General features: G+C 42.7%; 20 protein-coding genes. 10 read left to right on the plus strand and 10 right to left on the minus strand.

The features are described 5' to 3' along the window. Positions 1 to 554: 554 nt before the first annotated feature. Positions 555 to 3,584 carry a glycoside hydrolase family 38 C-terminal domain-containing protein gene (locus tag AAGA18_12280; protein ID MEM9446115.1) on the minus strand — a complete coding sequence of 1,010 codons (3,030 nt, stop codon included), beginning with the start codon at positions 3,582 to 3,584 and terminating at the stop codon, positions 555 to 557. 317 nt (positions 3,585 to 3,901) lie between these two features. Between AAGA18_12280 and AAGA18_12285 the strand changes: the two genes are divergently transcribed. After that, complete coding sequence (locus tag AAGA18_12285; GenBank protein ID MEM9446116.1) at positions 3,902 to 4,687, plus strand: dienelactone hydrolase family protein; 786 nt, start codon at positions 3,902 to 3,904, stop codon at positions 4,685 to 4,687. A 23-nt stretch (positions 4,688 to 4,710) separates the two neighbouring features. Here AAGA18_12285 and AAGA18_12290 read toward each other — a convergent pair whose 3' ends face one another. From AAGA18_12290 to AAGA18_12310, 5 genes are all read right to left on the minus strand, one after another. Beyond that, positions 4,711 to 5,487 carry an ABC transporter permease gene (locus AAGA18_12290; GenBank protein ID MEM9446117.1) on the minus strand — a complete coding sequence of 259 codons (777 nt, stop codon included), beginning with the start codon at positions 5,485 to 5,487 and terminating at the stop codon, positions 4,711 to 4,713. Beyond that, positions 5,480 to 6,400: an ABC transporter ATP-binding protein gene (locus AAGA18_12295; GenBank protein ID MEM9446118.1), complete on the minus strand. Its 921-nt coding sequence runs from the start codon at positions 6,398 to 6,400 to the stop codon at positions 5,480 to 5,482. Before AAGA18_12295 ends, AAGA18_12290 begins: the two co-directional genes overlap by 8 nt. Positions 6,401 to 6,496: 96 nt before the next feature. Then, positions 6,497 to 7,933: a Gfo/Idh/MocA family oxidoreductase gene (locus AAGA18_12300; protein MEM9446119.1), complete on the minus strand. Its 1,437-nt coding sequence runs from the start codon at positions 7,931 to 7,933 to the stop codon at positions 6,497 to 6,499. Positions 7,934 to 7,948: 15 nt separating this feature from the next. Further along, complete coding sequence (locus tag AAGA18_12305) at positions 7,949 to 8,755, minus strand: M48 family metallopeptidase (protein MEM9446120.1); 807 nt, start codon at positions 8,753 to 8,755, stop codon at positions 7,949 to 7,951. A gap of 127 nt (positions 8,756 to 8,882) precedes the next feature. Continuing rightward, a complete protein-coding gene (locus tag AAGA18_12310) occupies positions 8,883 to 10,550 on the minus strand; it encodes a sodium:solute symporter (protein ID MEM9446121.1) in 1,668 nt (555 codons plus the stop codon). Positions 10,551 to 10,824: 274 nt separating this feature from the next. Between AAGA18_12310 and AAGA18_12315 the strand changes: the two genes are divergently transcribed. From AAGA18_12315 to AAGA18_12330, 4 genes are all read left to right on the plus strand, one after another. Beyond that, on the plus strand, positions 10,825 to 12,264 hold the full coding sequence (locus AAGA18_12315; GenBank protein MEM9446122.1) for a Gfo/Idh/MocA family oxidoreductase: 1,440 nt from the start codon (positions 10,825 to 10,827) through the stop codon (positions 12,262 to 12,264). Between the two features lie 600 nt (positions 12,265 to 12,864). Beyond that, positions 12,865 to 14,289, plus strand: a complete 1,425-nt coding sequence (locus AAGA18_12320) for a sulfatase-like hydrolase/transferase (GenBank protein ID MEM9446123.1) — start codon at positions 12,865 to 12,867, stop codon at positions 14,287 to 14,289. Between the two features lie 720 nt (positions 14,290 to 15,009). Next, the gene (gene fmdA, locus AAGA18_12325) at positions 15,010 to 16,236 is read left to right on the plus strand and encodes a formamidase (protein MEM9446124.1); all 1,227 of its coding nucleotides are present in this window, start codon (positions 15,010 to 15,012) and stop codon (positions 16,234 to 16,236) included. A 63-nt stretch (positions 16,237 to 16,299) separates the two neighbouring features. Continuing rightward, positions 16,300 to 16,629 carry an FmdB family zinc ribbon protein gene (locus AAGA18_12330; GenBank protein ID MEM9446125.1) on the plus strand — a complete coding sequence of 110 codons (330 nt, stop codon included), beginning with the start codon at positions 16,300 to 16,302 and terminating at the stop codon, positions 16,627 to 16,629. Positions 16,630 to 17,288: 659 nt separating this feature from the next. Here AAGA18_12330 and AAGA18_12335 read toward each other — a convergent pair. Then, positions 17,289 to 17,885, minus strand: a complete 597-nt coding sequence (locus AAGA18_12335; GenBank protein ID MEM9446126.1) for a hypothetical protein — start codon at positions 17,883 to 17,885, stop codon at positions 17,289 to 17,291. A 242-nt stretch (positions 17,886 to 18,127) separates the two neighbouring features. On the opposite strand from AAGA18_12335, the gene AAGA18_12340 reads away from it, so the two are divergent. The 5 genes from AAGA18_12340 to AAGA18_12360 all read left to right on the plus strand — a co-directional run bounded on the left by AAGA18_12340 (position 18,128) and on the right by AAGA18_12360 (position 21,158). Continuing rightward, positions 18,128 to 18,313: a hypothetical protein gene (locus tag AAGA18_12340; protein MEM9446127.1), complete on the plus strand. Its 186-nt coding sequence runs from the start codon at positions 18,128 to 18,130 to the stop codon at positions 18,311 to 18,313. 267 nt (positions 18,314 to 18,580) lie between these two features. Next, positions 18,581 to 18,979 carry a hypothetical protein gene (locus AAGA18_12345; GenBank protein ID MEM9446128.1) on the plus strand — a complete coding sequence of 133 codons (399 nt, stop codon included), beginning with the start codon at positions 18,581 to 18,583 and terminating at the stop codon, positions 18,977 to 18,979. Positions 18,980 to 18,990: 11 nt separating this feature from the next. Then, positions 18,991 to 19,494 (plus strand): transcriptional repressor, encoded by a 504-nt coding sequence (locus AAGA18_12350; protein ID MEM9446129.1) that lies wholly within the window; start codon positions 18,991 to 18,993, stop codon positions 19,492 to 19,494. A gap of 267 nt (positions 19,495 to 19,761) precedes the next feature. Continuing rightward, complete coding sequence (locus tag AAGA18_12355; protein ID MEM9446130.1) at positions 19,762 to 20,208, plus strand: flavodoxin domain-containing protein; 447 nt, start codon at positions 19,762 to 19,764, stop codon at positions 20,206 to 20,208. A 20-nt stretch (positions 20,209 to 20,228) separates the two neighbouring features. Beyond that, positions 20,229 to 21,158 (plus strand): hypothetical protein, encoded by a 930-nt coding sequence (locus tag AAGA18_12360; protein ID MEM9446131.1) that lies wholly within the window; start codon positions 20,229 to 20,231, stop codon positions 21,156 to 21,158. Positions 21,159 to 21,272: 114 nt separating this feature from the next. Here AAGA18_12360 and AAGA18_12365 read toward each other — a convergent pair whose 3' ends face one another. The 3 genes from AAGA18_12365 to AAGA18_12375 all read right to left on the minus strand — a co-directional run bounded on the left by AAGA18_12365 (position 21,273) and on the right by AAGA18_12375 (position 23,315). Further along, on the minus strand, positions 21,273 to 21,602 hold the full coding sequence (locus AAGA18_12365) for a transposase (GenBank protein ID MEM9446132.1): 330 nt from the start codon (positions 21,600 to 21,602) through the stop codon (positions 21,273 to 21,275). Between the two features lie 223 nt (positions 21,603 to 21,825). Further along, a complete protein-coding gene (locus tag AAGA18_12370) occupies positions 21,826 to 22,200 on the minus strand; it encodes an IS630 transposase-related protein (protein ID MEM9446133.1) in 375 nt (124 codons plus the stop codon). Between the two features lie 182 nt (positions 22,201 to 22,382). After that, positions 22,383 to 23,315: a ChuX/HutX family heme-like substrate-binding protein gene (locus AAGA18_12375; GenBank protein MEM9446134.1), complete on the minus strand. Its 933-nt coding sequence runs from the start codon at positions 23,313 to 23,315 to the stop codon at positions 22,383 to 22,385. Between the last annotated feature and the right edge of the window lie 41 nt (positions 23,316 to 23,356).

Genomic DNA, 23,356 nt, shown 5'->3' on the forward strand with positions numbered 1-23,356 from the left:
GGCACAGTTTATATGGAATCACTGGTGATCACGGGATATTTGTTAACAGAGCAAACGCGGCTTCGGTTCCGCTGTGATGCTAGTGGTAATAATGATGATCTGTTTATTGATAACATAGGCATATGGGCCGAATAGGCCTTAAGATTCCGGCTTTGATCCCCAGACACCGGCCCCGATCTAAGCAGTATGGTGCTCCGCACAAATCGTTTTTCGCTTTGATCCCCAGACACCCACCCCGATCTAAGCAGTATGGTGCTCCGCACAAATCGTTTCGGCTTTCCCGGTCAAGCCGTGGGATGACGGAGAGAGGAACTGTAGGATGACGGAGGAGGGAATCGCCGGATAGTAAATAAGAGGAAGGATATAACCTAAGGGGAGAAGTTATCAAAGGTTTTGAGTTAACCCCTGGATACTCATAACCCATGTCCTCGGCAATGGCCTGCTAGCGATTATTAAACCCCAATGATGCCCTAGAGACTTGAAGATCTTAGGCACCTCGTGCAACTTCCATACATCATCCGAGATGAAGCGAGTGAATGAATCATGAAATGATATTAATCTGAAAGAGTCAGTTTTAAAGAGATGACGCTGTAAGGAGTAAAGGATAAGTGATGGTCCTCAAGTTTGTTATATAGACTGTTTTCGTCTAAGGATACCTGTTGCATTTTCCAGCCGCGTGCTAGAGCAAAGGAACAAATGCCTCTCTTGCCTCGTGTTTCATGAAGGCGGAGGATGAACCCTTTACCATGATCTAGAGGCTTTATCCATGAAGGGATCAATGAATTACCACCTTCTATGTTGTTGACGATACTTGCCATTGCATCAGAGAGGATAGGTTTTGTAAAAAGATGATCAGCTAAAGCTGCCGGTTGTTCAGAGCGGATAACATTTTGACCTCCCCAAGCTAGAGCAAGTTCAAATGTATGAATTCCAATATCAGAATGATGATGCTGGTAAGAGCGTTTTCTTAATGTTAGGTGTTTATCAGTTGAAGTGATTTTAGCGCTACGCAGCAGACTCGTGTGTAGAGTCCCATCTTGGCAACCAAAACCGTAACGGTCTTTTGCAATGACTGCAAGTCCCTCAGACTCACAATCGTCGGTCACAATAGCCCAGCGGCTAGCGGGCACTTCAAATTGAGCATCGCTCGCAATATCTGTCTGAAGCTGGGCTCTTAAGGTACTACCAAATGGGGCTCCATAGCGAGCGTTCTTACCAGTGTAGTTAGTGGGAAATAGTGTTTTAAGAAGAAGATTCTCATCACGCCAATCCACGACATAGATAATTCTTAGAACAGATTCTAGAGCCGTGATCTTATAGGTGATTTTTACAGAACTTTGCTCGGTCAATGGTTGATCAAAGCTTAATGAGATAGAGTCATTTTCTTGTTGGCAACCTATTAATTTACCCTCTGAGGCGAGAGGCATTTCATTGGCAATAGTATTGCGGTCAATATCCCATGCCTTGAAGGCTGATGGATGATCAGGATAAATGCATAATTGGTTCAAGGAGTTTTTTATAGAAATGGCCTGATCATCAAAATGTAAGGCTACAATCTCACCACAATGATTAAAAGAAGCGCGAACTCTGTCATTTTTAATAGACAATTCATTGATTCGGGTAGGTTTTTCCTTTTTTTCTAGCTCCATGAAGTCAGATATTTTTTGTGAGGCTAATGGAGGTAGGATGCTTTTATATGAGATATCTTCGATAACTCGGCAAACAGTTAATTCATAAGCAAAAGGATTGAGCAAAGAATCTCGCTCCTTAAAAATAGCATGTGACTCTTTTTCCACTTTATTTGATATCTCGTTTAGTTCGGGAATGGCTTCCTCATAGACCTCATGAATACTCGAACCGGGTAGATAGTCATGAAATTGGGCAAAAACTAAGCGCTCCCAATAAGTAGCATTTACCGGGCCCATGTTTTTTAGTGCATGAATTAACTCAAGTATTTGTAAGCAACGTTCTAGATGTCTGTAGGCTTGTTTCAACGCAGCATGTGTTGTGAAAATGCCTCGATGATATTCCAGATAGATCTCGCCATGCCATAGAGGTAATCGATCAGTGATCTTATCCATTCTTTTAAAAAAATCTGCAATACTCCCCCAATGCGCGGATGGAACCCCATGAATATGCTTCAGTCGACGGGCGCGCTCACACATTTTTTCATTGGGTCCACCGCCACCGTCACCATAGCCTACAGGTAGTAGCACTTCAGGATGAATATCAGATTGTTTATGGTAAGAAGTGGCTTCGGCAACTTCATGCACACCCACGGTTGTATTATAACAATTGATAAGAAGACTGTGTAAGACATGAGCTATGATCTCTGTGCCATCATTTCCTCTCCAAATGAAGCTGCTATAGGGAAACTGTGTGGCGTTGCTCCAACCTTGTTTCGTCGTGTAAAAATACTTAGCACCACACTCCTTGGCAATCGCTGGAAAACATCCGCTGAAACCAAATGTATCTGGTAACCAAACAACCTCTGAATGTTTTCCTGTCAGTTTAGCAAACTTCTTTTGTCCGATGAACAAGCATCTGGTCAGAGCTTCCCCGCAAGGCATGTGAGTGTCACTTTCCACTTCCATAGCGCCTAAAGCCTCCCAGCGCTTATCATGGATATATTCTTGAATTTGTTGGTGTAACTCAGTAGAGCGCTTGGCAACCGCATCATAACTAGCCGTTTGGGAATATCCGAAAGTAAACTCTGGGTAACGCCTCATGAGTTCACAGGCATTAGATAAGCTATGGATCGCTTTGAATTCGCCTACGCGCTCCGGCCACAGCCAAACAAGATCTAGATGCGCATGACCAGTGAGAACAACCTGACAGAGAGAATTGTTATGACGAATCTTGTCATATAGTTCAGCTATGAGAGTGTTCGCAGTATTTAGATCACTTAGGTCGAAATAATTTACAACCCGGTCAAGTGTAGAAAAAATGAGGCGAGCTTGAGGGTTTAATCTATCTAGTGGCCTACGATAGCGTGGGGATTTGATTAATTCCTCTTTATCATATCCATCTAAAGTAGCTAAGTAGAGCGCAAGCTCTAAGAGAAGCTCAAAATCGATAGACAGTTGCCATATAGCCTCATGACGTTTTGCTAGATAAGCGCCTTGCAAATGACTGCCTGATTCGGATATATCGGAGGCTCCAGGGACCCAAATCCCAGTTTGTATGCATGAAGATTCGATCACTAATTGATTAAACTGCTGCGGTAGGGGGACAGATAAATGACCGGGATCAAAACCTGCATAGGGTGCTCCATCTATATAAAGAGTTGCCTCAGCTTCATCTTTCCAGAAAAGATGCGAATACTCCTTTAGGTATGCACTTTTGGGCTTGAGTGTGAACCAGCGTTGTTCATACATGCGTCCCCAGTCATGAGGATAAGATTCGATTTTCTTGGCTTTTGAGAAATCGACATCTCGATAAGGCACATGCTTTGAAGTGCTAGGCAAAGCGTCTAGGGGTATCCGTTCAGGCAAGAAACACCAAATAGCCTTTTCTATGCGCGCAGAAGCTTCTTTTAATCTTGGGAGATAAATTTGTAAGTGATGTGTTTTTGGAAAATGCATAGGTTAGATAAAAATCCTCTAGTCATTCTCTTACTATCAGTTGGCTTCAGATTTGTAACTCCTTTTTTGAAAAGAGTGAAAAAGAGCATGTGATAGGCTTCTTACATAAAGTCGTCCATCAAAAAGCCTTGGGAAATACTCTGGGAGGATTTAGAACGCGCGATCAACTTGTAGGCAGGTAAAAATTTACTGCTTCCGCAGGATGTTCGATAGTTAGCTGTCGATTGTGCTTGCTCAAAAGTATGGTTATATTTAGTGATGTTAATGGTAGAAAGACGTCGATTATTATTTTCCTTGAGGAAAGGTATTTGGTCATTATGAAAAAAATCAGTTTATTATATCTATTAGCAATAGCGCCCTTCCTAGCATGCGCAGAAATAAAAACAAAGGAGATATCCTATACGGGTGGTGGTGTTGAGATGAAAGGTTTTCTAGCCTGGGATAACTCATCAGTTGTGGAGCGTCCTGGAATTCTAGTAGTACATGAGTGGTGGGGGCAGAATGAATATGCACGTAAGCGCGCCAAGATGCTGGCTGACCTGGGTTATATCGCTTTGGCAGTCGATATGTATGGTGATGGTAAGACAACGGAGCACCCTAAAGACGCGGGTGCTTTTGCTAGTCAGGCATTAGCCAATATGGATTTAGCAGAAGCTAGATTTAAAGCAGCAATGAAACTTCTTAGTGATCAGCCCCTATGTCATGCAAACAAGATAGGTGCCATCGGCTACTGCTTCGGTGGGAGTGTGGTACTCCATGCAGCGCGAGTAGGTATGGATCTCAAAGGAGTGGTAAGCTTTCATGGCAGTCTCAGTCCTAAGACGTTGGCAACGAAAGATGTAGTGAAAGCAAAAATCTTAGTGTGTAATGGAGCCGATGATGAAATGATATCAAAAGAGTCGATTGCTGCACTGAAGCAAGAGATGGAGGTTGCAGGAGCGGATTTACAATTTGAGAATTATAAGGGCGCCGTTCACTCCTTTACCAATCCCGGAGCGACTGAAATAGGCAAGAAGTTTGGTTTACCCCTAGCTTACAATAAAAAGGCGGATGAGAAATCCTGGGCTGAGATGCAGAAGTTCTTTGATAACATTTTTAAATAAAAATTGATTAATGATCTTGCCGTTTATACAGTAAGTTTTCGAGTAAGCAGGCGAAAAGCAAAGAAGCCAAAAATTAGGGTAAACCCAATCAGCGCTGCAAAGTGCATCAGAGACTCTAGAAAACGAAACTCATTCCATACCGTAGATTGAAGCAAACGCACACCATGGTAAAACGGTGAGATCTGGACAATCGTGCTAAGTATGGGACGGCCATCTAGGGGAAAGAAGACAGCGGAAAGAAAATAGATGGGAGCAATGAGGAATGAATAGACGGTTTGGAATTGATTGATGTTGCGAACAAACGCAGCCGCAAGCAAGCCGATGGCCGCACAGGGTAGAGAGAGAAAGCCTCCAATAAGCGGACACACCAGAATGGCCCACGGGTTGGGCACCAAGCCCATAACCAATAGAACGAGGGTCACTCCCAGTGCCATAATAGAAGCACGAACAAAGACCCACAAAAACTCACCCAGAATGACTTCATTTACTCCAATAGGAGTCGTTAGCATGGCTTTGAATACGGATTCATAGGTCATACGAACATAAAAGCCATAGCTGCATTCAAAAAAGGAGGTAAAAAGAGCGGTCGTAGCAATCATACCGGGCGCCAAATATTGGGCATAGCTATAGCCTCCGATTTCTTGAATGAAAGGAGAGAGTCCCATGCCTAAGGAAATCATGATAAGAGCAGGGTCGGCAAGAGTAGGGGAGATATTGGCCAAGAAATCCTTTCTATAGACTATCCAATTACGAACAACTACGTGCCAAGCTAAACCAAAGGTGATGATCAGATTATTCATTATCCTCTAGTTCCCTTCCAGTCAGTTTTAAGTAGACATCTTCAAGGTTTGAGGGGCGTAGTTGTAGTGCGGTTAGTTTGGTTTTTTGCTGTAAATCAACGAGGTCATCGAATTCAGGGGTACGCACGCAACATTGATCACTCTGATAGTAGAGTTCCCATTGAGGTTCTATAAATTTGCGAAGAGTAGGTTCTGAGTTTTTTTCAAAAAGGCCCACAAATCCTGGAGCAACTTGATGGATCAATTCACGTGGTTGTCCTTGTCCAACGATTTCTCCTTTGTTTAAGATAACGATTCGGTCACAAAGGATCTCTGCCTCATGCATGTAATGAGTGGTGACAAGGACTGTTTTGCCATCATTACGCAAATTAATCACTTTTTCCCAGAGTAGATGTCTAACAGAAGGGTCAAGCCCTGTAGTAGGTTCATCTAAAACCAGTAATTCTGGATCGGAGAGCAAGGCACGGACGAAAGTAAGACGCCGCTTCATTCCGCCTGATAAAGTTTTAATCATATTATCTTTTTTATTTTCCAGGGACATGTGTTTGAGTAATTCTACGATACGCAGGTCGGCAGCTTTTCCAGTCATTCCTCCAAATCGAGCATAGATCCTCATGTTTTCGATAACAGTGAGCCCTTCATCTAAAGCATTCTCTTGCGGAACTACACCAATACGTTTTTTGATTGCCCTCGCATTTTCTGCAGGATCATGCCCGAACACCTTCAAATCACCATCATTGCGTAGCACTACTCCATAAAGACAGCCTATGAAAGTGGATTTACCAGCTCCATTGGGACCGAGCAGCCCTACACACTCGCCGGCACGAACCTCAAGCTTGAAGTCTCTCAAAGCCTGGAAATTGCCATAGCTCTTATTTAATTGGCTAGCGGTAATAATATCTCTGTAAGCCATGAGCACACATGCTATAGGAAATAAGTTATCTAGCAACTATGTAGCGAGTCACAAATGACTGCGTAAGCATTGAGAATAGAGAAGAAGCCTATGCTCCTAAATAGAAAGAAGATCTTCTCCGTATTCCCATCCACGACGCACAGGCTCCTTTATAAATTCGTTCATTGAAGAGTCTTTAAAAGTCATGGATTGAGGGTTGTACTCGACTCGCTTACCAGTGCGGTTAGCGATTGTTCCCAGAATGACGACCTCAGTGAGAGGAACCGCGTAGTCGAAGTTTGAGCCACATCGATCAATGTCTCCGCGCACTGCAGCAAAGAGTTCTTTGATGGGATCTCCCAGAGAACGAGGAATGGTTTTAGGTGGAAGTTGCTTACGGAGCTCCATCCAATCGTTTAGTAGGCGAGGGCTGCTTGGGCGCATACCTGGGGAGACAATGGTGTTTTTATCTCCAACTAAAAGGCAGCCTCCGGCCTGAATTTTAGGCAACTTCTTCACAGATTCCGGAAGTCTAGGAAGGTTTCCGCCTTCATACCAAAAGACGGTAACAGGTGGCTTGGTTCCTCGAGCAGGAAATTCAAAGACGTAAGTAGCTGCATCCGCTTTGGGAACAACTTTTGCCCCATGATTATCTGTCAAGTTATTGTCAAAATGAAGGTCGTTTTTAGTATAAACGACACTTGGGTAATCAAGGCTCATGGCGTATTTAGGTATGTCTAGTGTGTGGCAACCAATATCGCCCAAACCACCTAAGCCGAAGTCCCACCACCAGCGCCATTTGCTTGGACATATTTCAGGACTAAAGTTCCTAACCGTTGTTGGACCAATCCAAAGATCCCAATCCAATGTGCCGGGTATCGCTTTAAATTCGGGGGTTCTCTTGGCATTACTGTTATTTATGGTCGTGCGGTTGGTCCAGGCATGGACTTCTCTAACTTCTCCCACAAGCCCAGATTCATACCATTCGCGAATGAGTCTAATACCTTCATAAGTATGCCCCTGATTACCCATGACGGTTTGAACCTTAAATTTGTGGGCTGCTTTTTGAAGCGTGCGGGCTTGCCAGATATTATGAGTCAGTGGCTTTTGCGTTTGCACGGCGATGCCTCGCTCCATAGTGGCATAGGTTGCTGGAAAGTGGGTATGATCTGGGGTAGAAATAATGACTGCATCCAACTCTTTATAATGCTTGTCAAGCATCTCTCTGAAATCGCGGTATTTCTTCGCTTTGGGGAATTTTTCAAAACCCATTGCGCCACGCTCATCGTCTACATCGGCCATGCAGATCATGTTTTCTTTCAGGCAAGTGCTGTAGGCTGCACGAATGATTGTTCCACCAGCTCCAATAAGTGCGACATTAAGTTTGGTGTTAGCAGACTTGGGCAGTTTTACTTTGGGTTTGGTAACACTTTTTGTTTGGGTGTCATCTTGACTGGCGGAGTCTTTATTTGTTTTTAAGCTGTCACAGCCCTGTAGCATAATGCTTCCAGTTCCGAGAGCTAGAGAGCCTTTTAAGAAAGTGCGTCGCTTCATAGGTTTGATTCCTTATTATTGATGTAGCTTGTATAAGTTGAGTGCACTGGGAAGGTGTTCTTTGAGTTTCGCAATTCGGTTATGGTCTGCTGGGTGAGTGCTGAGAAATTCTAGCGGTTTACCACCTCTTTTTTTTGAGTAGTCTATCATTCTTTTCCAAAACGCAATAGCTTCCTCGGGGTTATAGCCAGCCTTAGCCATGTAGATCATTCCATAACGGTCTGCTTCGTACTCATGAGTTCTACTGTAAGGTAAAATAAGTCCATACTGAGCTCCCAATCCATAGGCTGCCATGGTGATTTGTCTAGTCCTAGGATTACTGTCTTTAGTAAAGAGGTCGGCAAGCGTAGCTGCTCCACTAACAGCGGCTTGTTGAGACATTCTTTGTCCTCCATGCCGTAGAGTCACATGCGCTAGCTCGTGTCCGATGACTACGGCTAGACCTGCGTCTGTTTTTGTTAAAGGAAGAATGCCAGTGTGCACCCCAATTTTTCCACCAGGTAGTGCAAATGCATTGGGGGTTGGTTCATCAAAGAGAACGACTTCCCATTCTCCACCTGGAAGGCTTACAACCTTTTTCAGACGATCGGCAACCCTTTTTACCTGGGCTCTTTTTGCCGAATTATCTGAGACCTTCATCTTGGATTTAAGGTCATTAAAAGCTTGAGTGCCTAGAGCCATTTCTTGTTGAGGAGTAGTGATGATAAAGGCATTTTGCCCAGTTTCAGAGAGTTGAACGCATGAAACCAAGGCAAATAAAGCGAAAAAGAAACTCGAATAGGCGACGAGACGGTTGACTAAAGGAATAGGGGATCTCTTCATTTTTATCTTTTGCAGAGAAGCTTCTCACAAACCCTACGGATTATCAAAAAATATTTGAACCAAGAAGCATCTGTATGGCTTACCATTTCTAAGAAACCCCAACCCCTGAGACAAAGTAGAGAGTGATCTAAATCCAGAAACTAAAGTAGAGGTAGACACCAAGCACTAGGGCTAAAACAAGGCCGGTTCCTGCTAAATCCCAGTGATTCCAGCTCGCCCGTGTTTCTTGCCTTTGTTCTAGAGTCAAGGTACTAAAAGTAAGTCCTCTAAGTTTATCTTCTTTAGGAGGAGCTGATGTTAGTGAACCTACGACTATTGCGATGATACTAATCAAAAGTAGCACTCCAGAGTAATACAAGAAGCTGAAATTTCCAAAAGCAACTAACCAATGAGGATTTTTAATTAGCTCAAATCCTACAAGAGCTTGGATGGTGAGTTTAAGCATGCCCAGAATAAACCCAATCACTAATCCGAGGCATGCTCCATTGGCGTTGATCCTCTTAAAAAAAAGGCCCAGCAAAAAAACGGCGGTGACGGGAGGAGCTAAGTAACCCTGAACGCTTTGCAGGTATTGGTAAAGCCCACCTTTTGAGACTGCTGGCATAATCGGAATCCAACATAGACCGAGAATAACTACAACGCTTGTTGCCCAACGTCCTATTTTTACCAGAGATTCCTCGGTTGCATGTGGGTCTAACTTTTTGTAAATGTCGACGGTGAAAAGGGTTGCACATGAGTTAAAGAGAGAAGACAGTGAACTCATCAAGGCAGAGAGCAAACCTGCTACGACAATTCCTCTAAGCCCCACTGGCAATAAGGTAGTCACCAAAGTTGGAAATACCATGTCACCTTCCATAGACCCTCCATCTCTAAGAGGAATTGTGAGCATGCCTTTTTGATGCAGGGCATAGCCAATTAATCCAGGAATCAGAAAGATAAAGATGGGCATGACTTTCAAAAAAGCTCCCCAGATAGTTCCACGTCGTGCATGCGCCAAATTTTTTGCCGCTAGAGTGCGTTGGACAATATACTGGTCTGTGCACCAATACCAGATACCGATCACAGGTGAGGCAATGATCACGCCCAGCCAAGGAAAGTCGGGGTCAGACAAAGGGCGCCAAAGCGCAAACTGCTCTTTATTGGCTCGACATACTTCCTGCAGCTCTCCCCAGCCTCCCAGTTCACTCAACCCGATAAAGGTAATAAAACATGAGCCCAGCAAGAGGAGGCCGGTTTGCGCCACTTCTGTGTAAACAACCGCCCTTAATCCACCTAAAATAGTATATAGCCCAGAAAGTAAAACTGTGGTGATAGCTCCTATCCAAAAGGCATTATCCGGGCTACCAAAGGTATCAGGCAGTAGTGTCCGAAAAACCAGCGCGCCGGCGTAAACCGTCACCGAGACTTTAGTGAAAACATAAGCAACGAGAGAGACAATCGATAGAATCCAGCGTGTTTTCGAATTAAAGCGTTTTTCCAGAAATTCCGGCATAGTGAACACCTTGGCATGATAATAGAAAGGAACGAAGACCCAACCCAAGAGGAGCATGACCCAGGCATGTAGCTCCCAATGCGCCATCGCCATACCGGTGGTTGCACCATTTCCTGCCAAGCCAACTACATGTTCTGAACCTATATTGGAGGCAAAAAGCGAGGCCCCTACAGCAAACCAACCAATAGAGCGTCCCGCCAGAAAATAATCGGTGCTACTTTTTTGTTTGCGCGAAGACCAATAAACAATGCCAACTAGTAAGGCAAAGTATCCTGCAATAATGCACCAATCTGTCCGTTCCATCATAGATTCAGAATGGCCGTAGCATGACAAAATTGGGATTACCTGTCTGCACAAAAAGTTCCATGCACTCGCCAAAGACAGAAAAAGCTGATGCACATGCTCCTTGGATTCTTGCAAGGGTGAATGCTTATTAAATCAATATTTCATGAGTAGTCTGTAGCCAATTTAGGTAATGCTTAAGTTTTTAATTTTCCATTTGAGAATTGCGCTTTAGTATGTTCTCATATTGATTTTATTAGCAGATATTAACGAAGCGAAAAACGGATCAAAATCGATGAATCACCCAGCAAAATGTAACAGACGTAACTTTATCAAAACAACTGCCGCGACTACGGCCTCAGCATTTGTGCTGCCGCGATTTAGCATTGGTCAACCCGGCCCTTCAGCAAATAGTAAACTGAATATTGCCCATATTGGAGCAAGCAACATCGCGAGAATGGCCTTCCATGAGACTAGGAAGGAGAATATCTATGCGATAGCTGATGTTGATTCGAGTAAATTTAATGAGTACTCCGAAAAATTCCCCAAAATTGAGTCGGCAGAGAAGTTTGCCGATTTCAGAAAGATGTTGGATAAACTTGGAAACAACATAGACGGAGTGTGTGTGAGTACACCAGATCACACGCATTTTGCGGCTACGATGGAAGCGATGCAGCGTGGTCTTCACGTGTGCACTCAAAAGCCTCTGGCTCATAATATCTGGCAAGTTCGCGCTTTGAGAAAGGCAAAAGCTAAATACAATGTGATTACCAATATGGCGAACCAAGGGCATACCTTTGATGGGATACGTCAGATGAGAGAGTGGGTTGAAGCGGATGTATTCGGGCAAATTACAGAAGTGCATAGTTGGACTGCAGGACCTGGATGGGGTGGTCGGTATTTTGCAAAGCCGGAAAGCTTTCCTCCGCCTGAGGACCCGGTACCGGAATCACTGAATTGGGATCTATGGCAGGGACCCGTGGCAGACACAACTTTCCATAGCACGTACCACCCTGAGCAGTGGCGAGGGTTCAATAAATATGGTGGAGGCACTTTTGGCGACTGGTTTTGTCACATTGCCGACGCTCCGGTTTGGGTGCTTGATCTCTATGAACCTGTTTCAGTAGAGGCGATAAAAGTTGTCGGTGGTAATGAATGGATTGTACCGGATGGAAATTCAGTTCGCTATGAATTTAAACAACGTGGAAGCAAGAAACCTTGCACTTTCTATTGGCATAATGGACCAGGCGGCGCAAAAAATAAAAAACAAAAAAAGGGTCAAGAGCAAATGCCGGAGGCAATAGCCGGGCACAGTTTTCACCCGAAACCACCAAAGGATTGGACTTGGCCAGATATTCCAAACAAAGGAACTTATTATTTGGGAGAGAAAGCTAATGGGCATACGGATGAGCGCTCTAACAAACCTCGTTTGGCAGATAAAGAAAAAATGAAGGAATTTAAAGCAGCTGGATTTCCCGATGAAAAATATCCTCGCATAAAAGGTGGACCGTTTGGTGAATGGGTCAAGGCTATTAAAAATGGAACGGAGCCTGGAGCAAACTTTGATTACGCTGCTCAGTTAACAGAAGTGAGCTTGATTGGTCAGTTAGCAGCACGCTTTGGAGGAAAAATCGAGTGGGATGCTAAGAATATGAAGATCACCAATCGACCCGAGCTCAATGCCTATCTCAAAGAACCCGCCCGCAAAGGATGGGAATATGGAGAGGATCTCTAAGTATGTGAAAAGAATGAGATAGTGAGAACCATTGGCTTTGTCGCAGATCTTATGGCTTCATTCGTCTGTAACTAGATTCAGCTTCCGCTGGTTTATAAATGGAAGAAGAATGAGTCGGGCTATTTTACAGAAAAAATAATATCTCAGTAAGCCCGAGTTGGACACGTCTGTTTCGGTGCTTTTTTTCTCGTTTATGGCTTTTTGTTCTTATTCGTTTTGGCGCGCTAGAGATAAGATGAAAAACCTGCCTCCTTCTGGGCCCTGATAATCATAGTAAATTCTCGAGGCACTCGATAAGGTGCAAAAAGAGAAGCAGTGCAGGTATGAAAGGGAATCATACAACCGGCCTAGACATGGGAGACAAAAAGCACGAGCTATGTGTCGTCCATAATCAAGGCGAGGTAGTGAGCTACAGAACCTTCTTTGTTTTTCTAACACTTTCAACTTCTTCCGAGACTCTTTTACGCTGTAGCTTTTCTTAGACCCAACTCAGATCGGTAGTTGGTCACCGTTTATATGAGGAAACGAATCATGAAATGGAAGGGGTAGGAAAGATTTTTTGGTGTCTAAAAATCTCATAACGTCTAAAAATGAGAAGATATGAAACATTTGATTCTCTATTTAGCCATAATTGGCTTGTCTGTTCACTCATTCGCAGAGACCAAAAAGCCGAATATCATTCTGGTTATGTCGGATGACCAGGGTTGGGGGCAAGTTGGGTACAACAATCACCCTTTATTAAAAACACCGCATCTAGATGCAATGGCAGAAGGGGGGTTAAGACTGAATCGCTTCTATGCGGCTGGGCCAGTATGTTCACCCACGCGCGCTTCGATCTTAACAGGCAGAACTCATGTTCGAACTGGAGTTCCCTCACATGGCAACAACTTGTGTCTACAGGAAAAGACACTTCCACAAGCACTTAAGCTAGCAGGCTATCAAACCGCGCATTTTGGCAAATGGCATCTCAATGGGGTGAGAGGTCCCGGTGTTCCCATCCCTAAGGACGATCCTAATCACCCCGGACATTACGGATTTGATTTTTGGTTAACAGTCACAAACTACTTTGATCTCGACCCCTTGATGAGTCGCCAAGGTGAGTTCGAGGCGTTTAAAGGAGACTCTTCTGATATCATTGTGGATGAAGCATTGAAATTTATTAAGGCACATCTGGCTGATCCATTTTTTGCCTGTATTTGGTATGGTTCTCCCCACAGTCCCATGCTCGCGCTGGACCAAGACCAAGTGACTAAAGCAAAGGGCAAATTGGCTCAGCACCTGGGGGAGATTGTGGCTATAGATCGGAGCGTCGGGGCTTTAAGGAAAGGTTTAAGAGAGATGGGTATAGAAAAAAGGACCATTATTTGGTATTGCAGCGATAATGGTGGACTCAAATTAGACCCAAACTCTGCTGGAGGATTAAAGGGAGTCAAAGGAAAAATTTATGAGGGAGGTATACGTGTTCCAGCAATTATCGAATGGCCTGGAACCATTCAACCAGCAATAAGCGATTTTCCCGCCTCTACCATGGATATGATGCCAACTTTTGTTGACCTTCTTGATTTATCAGAAGATTCTATGCTAGCTGTTCACGACGGGGAGAGTATAAAAGACCTACTCTTCGGAAAGAATCCTGAGCGGGATCATGCGATTCCCTTTTATTTTCAAAAGAGTGCAGCTTTTATCGAAGGAGATTATAAACTATTGACCACGGATGTGAGCAGTGGTCAGTGGCAGCTGTATGATCTCAAAAAAGATCCCGCAGAAGAGAAAAATTTAGCAAGTGAATGGCCAGAGCGTTTCACAAGTATGAAAGATGAAGCTCTTGCTACGCTTGAGTCCATAAAAAATAGCGCGTTAGGAAAGGATTACCCAGAAGGAAAAATCATTCAAAAGCCGCGGAAGGATTTTTGGCATGAACTTGAAAGGTACCAAGCCCATTTTGACGCCTTCAAGAAGCTAGATCCCAACTTCAGTATCAAAGAAACAAAAAAGGATAGGGCAAAAAACAGCGAGAAGCAGTAGTAAGGTTTTATGGCGCGGTTGTCATCCTTTATTTAAACACCCTGGCGCTTAGGACTAAGACTGTGCAAGGTGATGATCATGAGACGATTTCTTCCTAGCACTATTTCGTCGCCGGCAGGAGGATAGCCAAGAGTAACCTAACCTCCCCAAAAGATGAGTGCCTCAACAGATCAGTCAAGCTTTCGAGTCTGCCAAATGTATAATCAATTACATCAAGCTTAAGAAAATTAGACAAAAAGTAAGTTTTTATACAGGAGATGTTGGCGATTGAGGCTGATCAATATATGTATTATTGTTTCTTAATATGATTATCGGCTATCTATCAATCATCCAAAATTTTTGTATTATCTATAATTTTTTGAAACTCAAGCTTCTAGAAAATGCTTTCATTCAGAAAAAAACGTTTGTGATAACGATAACTCATTATCGTATTTATTGATAATGAGTTATTAATATCATCATTGCGCACAAAAAAGCCCAAAGGTAAGGCATGCTTTATTATTTATTATTTTTAAATAAATCATTGTAAACACAAAAGCATGCTAATACATGCAAAGGATTGTTCTTCATCTTTGTCATGAAAATTAATCATGATGGCATGACTAGTGCATTAGCATGGTCCGTGGAGGCTTAAACGATTGGTTATCTTGTTTTCTTTTACAGCAAGCAACTACGGGCAGCCTGAAATGTTAAAATCTAATTTCAAAAGAAAGAATTAAAATGCCAGATACATTGATTAAAATCGATCTTAATGAAGCGCCTGAAAAGCAGGATGTGTTACACAATCGTTGGCACCCAGATATCCCAATGGTGGCCATGGTTGAACCTGGTGAGGAGTTCCGTGTTCAATGCGTCGACTGGACGGGTGGACAAGTTAAGAATACCGATGATGCTGCTGATATAAAATATGTAGATCTAACTAAGGTTCATTACCTCAGCGGACCTATTGGTGTTAAAGGTGCGGAACCTGGTGACTTGCTCGCAGTTGACATTTTGGATGTCGGGATGCTGGAAGATTCTTACTGGGGTTTTACCGGTATATTTGCTAAAGAAAATGGTGGAAGTTTCTTGGTAGATCAGTTCCCAGAAGCTCGCAAGGCTTGTTGGGATTACCATGGCATTAAGACGACCTCTCGCCATATACCTGGTGTCGAGTTTGATGGAATTCGCCACCCCGGTCTCATAGGTACATTGCCCTCCAAAGAATTACTAGCCGAATGGAACAAACGCGAAAAGAAGCTCTACGATACCAATCCTGACAGGGTGCCAGCCCTAGCGACACTTCCTTACGCAGACACAGCCCATATGGGACGAATGGAACCCGGAGCTGCTAAGGAAGCGGCTAAGGAAGCCGCCCGGACCGTTCCACCTCGCGAACACGGGGGTAACTGTGATATCAAGGATCTTTCACGAGGCTCTAAAGTCTATTTCCCTGTTTATGTTAAGGACGGCGGTTTGTCTATGGGAGATTGTCATTTCTCTCAAGGTGACGGAGAAATCACTTTCTGCGGAGGAATAGAAACGGCCGCTTATGTAGATTGTAGGGTAGACCTTATCAAGAACGGGGTGGAATTGTATGGCATCAAAAATCCAGTTTTTGAGCCAAGCCCAAGTAATCCTAATTACGCAGATTACATCATTTTTGAAGGGATATCCGTAGACGAATCTGGAGAGCAACATTATATGGATGCAACCATTGCCTATCGTCAAGCATGCTTGAACTGTATTGAATATTTGAAGAAGTTCGGATACACAGGTGAGCAAATCTACGCGCTCCTTAGCTCTGCACCCGTGCAGGGACATATCAGTGGTATTGTGGATATTCCTAATGCTTGTGCAACCCTCTTTGTGCCTACTCAGATCTTTGATTTCGACATCAAACCTTCTAAGGGCGGACCGAAGCAAGTAGTGCCTCAAGGAGTAGATGTCGCTAAAGCTCTATCTTAGAAACGCCATAAGAATCACTGATTTCTCTTATGATTAGGGGATACAGAATATAAGATAAGAATAATGCCTACATACGATTATATTTGTGAAGTAGAAGGTTGTGCGGTTCAGGGCGCTTTTGAACTCAACCGTCCGGTTAGGCTACACGACACACCTGCAGCCTGCCCGGATTGCGGTGAGCTGTGCCAGCGCATATTCAAAATGCCTTTTGTCGCAAAGCTAAAGCCAGGTGTTAGGAATGCCATTGAGCGTAATATCAAGTCACGATATGAGCCCAATGTGTATAGCTCATCTGGGGAAAATAAACATGGGGTCAAACCTCCAAGCCACAGGCCAAAAAAACCTAGAAAAGTGTCTTCTAGTCCACGTCCTTGGGTCATAGAAAGTAAGTAGTTCGTAAATCTAAGAGATATTTATAGTCTTTTTAATTAGGTAAAGGCAGACGCCTTGGGCAGAAGTAACTGCTCAAGGCGTCATTATTATATTTCAAAAAACTTATAGATAAGAGCCTTATTTCAGTTCACCGCGCTAGTGCGTTTAGGTTAAAAGCTCCTTCATCTGATCTGCTATTGCCTGGTTTCACCGGTAACGGTTTTCAGAGAGCTCAGTTGTCCCTTGATGTTGATGCTTGGATCACGGCTGATATCAGGAGATCAATCCCGCTGAAAAATCTGTGAACACTTCAATCCTCTTGATACTCGGGTTGTACCGGGGGGTATAACAAAGTGGATGTTTAAAATGAATTCAAGGATGCTTTTGCAAATAAAAAATAGAGAATTTATGTGATACTAAGAAAGAGGAATTTATTCAATTTTACATAACATTTATTGTGCGAAGTTTTATTTTTGTGTTTCAATGAGATTTGTAGCAATTTTACCTCTGCCTGATTTCGCTTGGCGTATTGCCAATTATCCACTCCACCTAGATCTTCTAGATCATTTTTCCTTGAGACCAAGATCCTGCGGAGATCTTTAAATCTGTATGGCATCATGCGAGTTTCATTCCGGGAATATTTGCTTAACACTACGCTCCAGGAGAAACCTCTCTAGGCTTTAATAGGTTTCTAGCTTCGAACAAATCACAGCCCATTCATAGGCTTCCCCTGGGTATCCGTGTGTGCACAACCCGAGGCTGATCTCTGAACGCGAGTAGATTTCACTGCTGCCAACGATCTGGTTTACAATATCTGGAAATACTTTACCTCTTATGATCCCGCAGGCACGAGCTCGCCACATGTAAGCATCATCATGGGCTCTCCTTTTTTTGTTGATACTCCATGACGGTGGAAAATGAGCTGTTTGATCAGCCTTAGTTAACAAGGAAAGCACCCAAGCAACTGCTGGATAGAGCATCCTCCAATTTTTCAATTCATTTCCCATTTCGGACGCCCTCTGAAGAGCAGCATCAAGGCTCCATATCGCTTGTAGCGGGCAATCTTCTAGGACCTGTGATTGCGCATCTTTTAGAACAGAACTAAATGAGCCTTTTGGGTTTACTCTGATTGAGCTTTTTTGTCCTTGACCAAGATAATTGACGGTATCAGGCAACGGTAAAAAAGGGCAGACAGAGCATTTCTCTCCGTTCGCTGGGCAAAGGCTATTCATCCATTTGTCATAGATGACTCTATCAACAATCGAGTCCATTTTCATACTTTATAGCTTCGAATTACTAATTGAGACGCGATCTCAACTGATAATATTTAAATTTTAGTCTACTACCGTCAAGACTTATCTTCTGTCGGGGATGGCGTTATTACTTCACTGTGATTTTGCGAATGATTATCAGAAGCAATAAAAGCAAGTTTCTATCATTGTCACTTGTTTATTTGGTCAAGTGGCAGATATTTATTGTATCGATCATTAGGTTATAAATTCAACTTGAGGAAATCATCATGCCAACAACAACAATGACAACATGTGAATCTTGTAAGCACTGGAATAGTAAGGGCTCCGAAGGAGAATGCAGGCGTCACGCCCCCCAAACTATCGTATTTGAGCTAGATAGTGAAACGAGGATTGAATCTCGCTTCCCTACTACCCAAAAAGATGATTGGTGCGGTGATCATGAAACATGCTAAATGGATTCTCATGATTAGTTGAACGCACACGCACTCCAAGAGACAGAATACGTTAAGATTTTGGAGTCATACAGTTTACCGACAACTCATCACGTCACTATTTGTATAGGACTTTGTCGTCTTCAGGCTCTTAATCTGTGAGTTTATTTAAGGTCTTGCTTGTTCTTGATAGATTGAAGGTTGAGATCTAAACAATAAAATATCTTAGGTAGATTGCAGGGATTTTCTACTTGATATTGAGTTTCAGTAACACATAATATGTGGCAAGTGAAGGACTTATTAGGGGAAATTGAGAAGTTAAAGGAAGTCGATCGGGCACTCTCAAGCATCTGTGCAAATTGTCCTTACCTCTCGGATGATATTTTGGAATTTCGCTATCATGTGCACCAAAAAAGCCAACCTGGAAAATGCGTAAGGGCCTACTTTGATTTCGCGAGTTCGGATCCTGAAAAACCTGAAGTATGTTGCATAAGGCAGTGGTTAGAAACTTCGGTAGAAGTAGAAGCAATAGACCTCATTGAGCAAAAAAAATTAGAGTCTTTTCCATTTAAAACTTCCAATGATCGCGGGATAGAGGATTATTGTATAAGAGTTATGCAAGACATTCACCATGATCGAGCATATGAAACCAACCATATAAAATTACAATTCCGCTACTGTAGCTAAATCATAATTAAATGAGTTCAAGTAAAGAAGATCCTTCCACAAACAACGCGGTCATACAGCAACGGATCAAAGATTTTCTGCAGGAGGAAGGTTGTCGCCTTACGAAGCAGCGTATCACCATCCTGGAAGCTATTTTTTCCAATAAGGATTGCTTTCATGCGGAAGAACTTTGGGTGAAAGCGAAATCACTCGATGACTCTGTGTCGCGTGCCACTGTCTACAGGACAATCAAGCTTCTTATCGATGGAGGCTACTTGCGTGCGCTTGATTTAGGTAGGGAGCAACAGTATTACGATCTGAATATTCCAAGTCAGTCAAAACTCAATCACATCATCTGTAAGGACTGTAATAAAATCATCGAATACGAAGACCCTTGCTTAGATATTCGTGAAAGCGCTCTAATTAACGAGCTGGGTTTTAATCCCAAGAGCATGACCTTTAAGGTGGAAGCCACTTGTCAAGAGTTGACCAAAACTGGCCAATGTGATCGGAAAGTAAGCAATAAAAGCTCTTAAGCTTAACAGCTGCTCTCTATTTCTTGGCACAAGAACCTGCGCAGATCGATAAGTCTCTCACGTAACATTTGGGTTAGAATGACGTGCCTATCATCCATGGCATAGAGTGCCCATCGAAGCAAAAACTCTCAAACTAATTGAGATTGAATTTCAAATAAATCTTGACGTTCCCTACCCCTCCAAAGAATATTTCGATAAGTAAAACACGACTCCTTTAGTGAGTGCTTAAACTTTGGATTGGAAAGGAAAACCAGGATGGATAGGAAAATGTTGGTACTTTTTGCAACACAAACAGGAAATGCTAAAACTATTGCAGAAAAAGCAGTCGAGCAACTCGATGAAGCTGGTTTTAAGTCAGCAGAAACAGATCTCGCTGAATATGCTTTAGAGGATTTAAAAAATGAGCAAGATGTATTAGTTATTGCGAGTACCTGGGGAGAAGGTGAGCCACCAGATGAATGCATCGATTTTTACGAAGATATCACTTCAAGGGATCCGCTAGGGCTAAGTAATCTTCGTTTTGCCGTTCTTGCTCTGGGAGACAGCTCATACGAAAATTTTTGTCAACACGGTAAAGATCTGGACCACCATCTTGAGAGGCATGGTGGGAAACGGCTTATAGATTGTGTGGAATGTGATCTTGATGAAGAAGAGCAGCTGCCTGAATGGGTTAATAAGTTGGTTAGTGTTTTAAGAAATAACAGTGCTAGCTGATATATTTAAGGTAGAGAATAGTGCAATCAGTTAAGCTTGGAATGAAGTCAATTGAAATTGGCATTCCAAATGGTAACTATCCAGGTCTATCTCACTATTTCGAGCATACCAAATTACGCCAACATCATACGTGTGTCCTGGAACTGCAAGATAACTGGGGAAATCTGCTAAGAAACTTGAATGGCTTTGGCCCGTTATTGACAGTTTCAACGAGCAGCTCTGTCGTCTCAACTAAAATATACGAAGAAGTTTATTTCAATCAGCTAGATGCATCCGTGTATGAAATTGATGGTTGTCATGAGTTGAGACCAGATAAAATATCCTCAGTCTTAGTAGCTCAAGAACATTTCGATAAGCAAATTCTCTTAAGTATCCAATTTTATGACCCCAAGAGACGAGGATTTCTAAAGCTATGTTTGACTCTTCAATCTGATTTAAAGCGTTTCCATGAATGGATAGAAGAATCCTTTGCCAACAAGAGTCCGTTAAAAAAATCCAAAATGCCGGTTCGTAAGTTAAAGCAAAAGTCTTCTTATCAGCAGGACTTAGCTGCCCATTCAAAAAGAGCAGATTCTCCTCATTCGATGGATGTCTCACCTATTTGCTGCCCTCTGCTTATTGAATTGGCAAAATCTCAACAAATTCCCCTTCAGTTTATTATGCTCACACCCGCCATGCGTCATTTCGAAGTACTGGAGCGGTTTGATCTAAATAGCAGTAAAGAAGGGTTCACTTTAGAAACAGAGGGCTTAGCCATTTCTGTGCAAACAAGCAACCTTCGCAGAGCTGCACTACATCGCCCGGTTGATGGACCTAGTACCCCATACGCATTAAATCTTTATGAACCGTGCAAATGCTTTCATACAGTTATTTTACCTGCATTACACCCAAGCGACGAGAGGGTAACGTGCTGGGCTAGTGAAGTTGAGAAGCTCTTTATTAATCAGTAATTCAGTGCAGATCATGCAGTAGAGACTTAAAAACCTGGTATGTTCTTGTCCCAAGTAACATGGAGTCTACTTGAAGTGTCGGCTTTTGAGAACCAGAGCGCTTTACAAATAAGTTTACACATATTGGCAATGGTGGAAGAAATTTCTACAGTCGTTAACTGTAAAAGAATCAAAGCAATGAGCTACAGCTTGTAACAGGTCGACCCAAGTCCTCTTAGCAGCATCCCGCAAGAGAGCTTTAAATTTAGCGAAAGCCATTTCGATAGGATTAAGATCTGGACTATAAGCAGGCAGATAGAAAAGCTCAGCCCCTACACTTTTAATGGTTTCTTTGACACCTTTGACTTTATGGGCCGGCAGGTTATCACAGATAACAATATCTGCTTTCTTTAGAGTTAGTAGCAGGTGCTTTTGGATATGTCCAAGGAACATGGAGCCATCCATTGCTCCATCAATAAGCAGTGAGTTTCTCGTATCTCAGGGCTGCTAAAAAGTAGAGCTGTGTCAATGCTCGTATGGAACTTGTCCATGAGAGCGCTTCCCGCGGAGCGTTCTTCCATAAAGACGCGTCATTTTTGTATTCACGCCGGTCTGATCAAGAAAAACGAGTTTTTTAGGATTCCATAAGAGTTGCAACCATCTCTAGTCCTCTCGCTTCCTTTGAATATCAATGCGCCCACGCTCGCTTGCCGGTAGCGTTTTTTTTATAGCTGAAGTTCATCTTCTTGAGATGATAGTGTAGTGTTCTAAGAGTTAATTTTACTTGGCATTGTTTTTGCAATTTCAGGCTAAGTTGTTTTAAAGTCATTTCAGGCTTTTGTTTTAGCCAATGAACTACTTGTTTTTTATGTGGATCAAACTTACTTTTTCGATGACCTCCATGTTGCTTGTAGTAGACCTCACCCCTCTGCTTATACCGCTTAGAGTATTCCCACACTGTCTTGCGGCTGATACCAAAGTTTTCTGCTACTTCCCTATTACTCTTGCCTGACTCAAGAGCTTTGATGACTTTTTCTCGTATATCTCGACTATAAGCTTTCATCCACTAGCGTATATCTATTACTCATCAGAATCTACAGCCCGTTCCCACTTATTTGTAAAATACCCTAGATCCCAACTCTATCCGGACTGGCATTCCGTGTGTTTCATAGTCCCACCCTCGTTTGCCTCTGGCTGAAGCTTTTATCCATCTGCTTCAACTTCTATGACATCACGTGGGTTAAATTACGATGCTGTTTTAGCATGATTAAAGATAGCCCTATGCCAAATACCAAGACTCTTTTTACAATTGTTGGTATGAGCGGCAATAGTTGAACAATGACAACCGCACTTACCATACACTCGTATACTAGTGGGAGCGTTCCTATTTGTTATGGACTTCGCTAAGACCACCTTACCAACTAAGTCATATTGAAGCATGTATTCCTTATATTCTACTCCCTTTTGAATAAGGCATAATGCTTTATCTTCTTGGGCAATGCTGAAGTTACAGAATACTTCCTTATGCTCTATGGTCTGGTTAAATAGCTCCACTTCAATAGCAATATCGTTTTTTGAGGCCTCTTTGAGTAATTTGTTAAGCGTTCTAAAATGAATCGGGTCTGATTCACAGTATCTTTCCTCTACGGTTAGATCATGCAAAGATTGATCATTCTGCCAAGAACGTTCATCAAAACGTGTGTTACTCTCATCTTCATAAGAAGAGTAAGGCAGGGCAGACAATTCATTGATTATTTTATGAAAATGCTCAATCTCTGATTGATCCGTTAGGCAGACCTTATGTAAGCCTGTTCTATTTTTATTAAAGATTTGTAAGCTTAAGCAAACACCCATTTTCTGAATTTCTTCCACTGCCATGATATGACCAATGCTTCCCCTATTGATCTCAAGTGTACCGTCTAGTTCACGCGAAACATTTGACTCTAAATCAATGAAAAATAACTCTTGAAATAACTTTCCTACTACAGCGGGCCCATGAAAAGTCATATTGTAAACTCCTCCTAGACCATGCATTAATTCGAAGCTCTTGGACCAGGGCGGTAGCAATGTAATAGCATAAACACCTTTATCTATAACCGTAGTTTGGGGAAAGAAAGTTCTTAGGCCGGGATAAGCGCCATGGTCAAAGCCAATTTTATATTTTATTTTATTAATCACTTTTCTAATCTTAATTCAAGTCATTTGAGGTTATGAGATCC

The organism is Verrucomicrobiota bacterium, assembly GCA_039192515.1.
Classification (GTDB): Bacteria; Verrucomicrobiota; Verrucomicrobiia; order Methylacidiphilales; family JBCCWR01; genus JBCCWR01.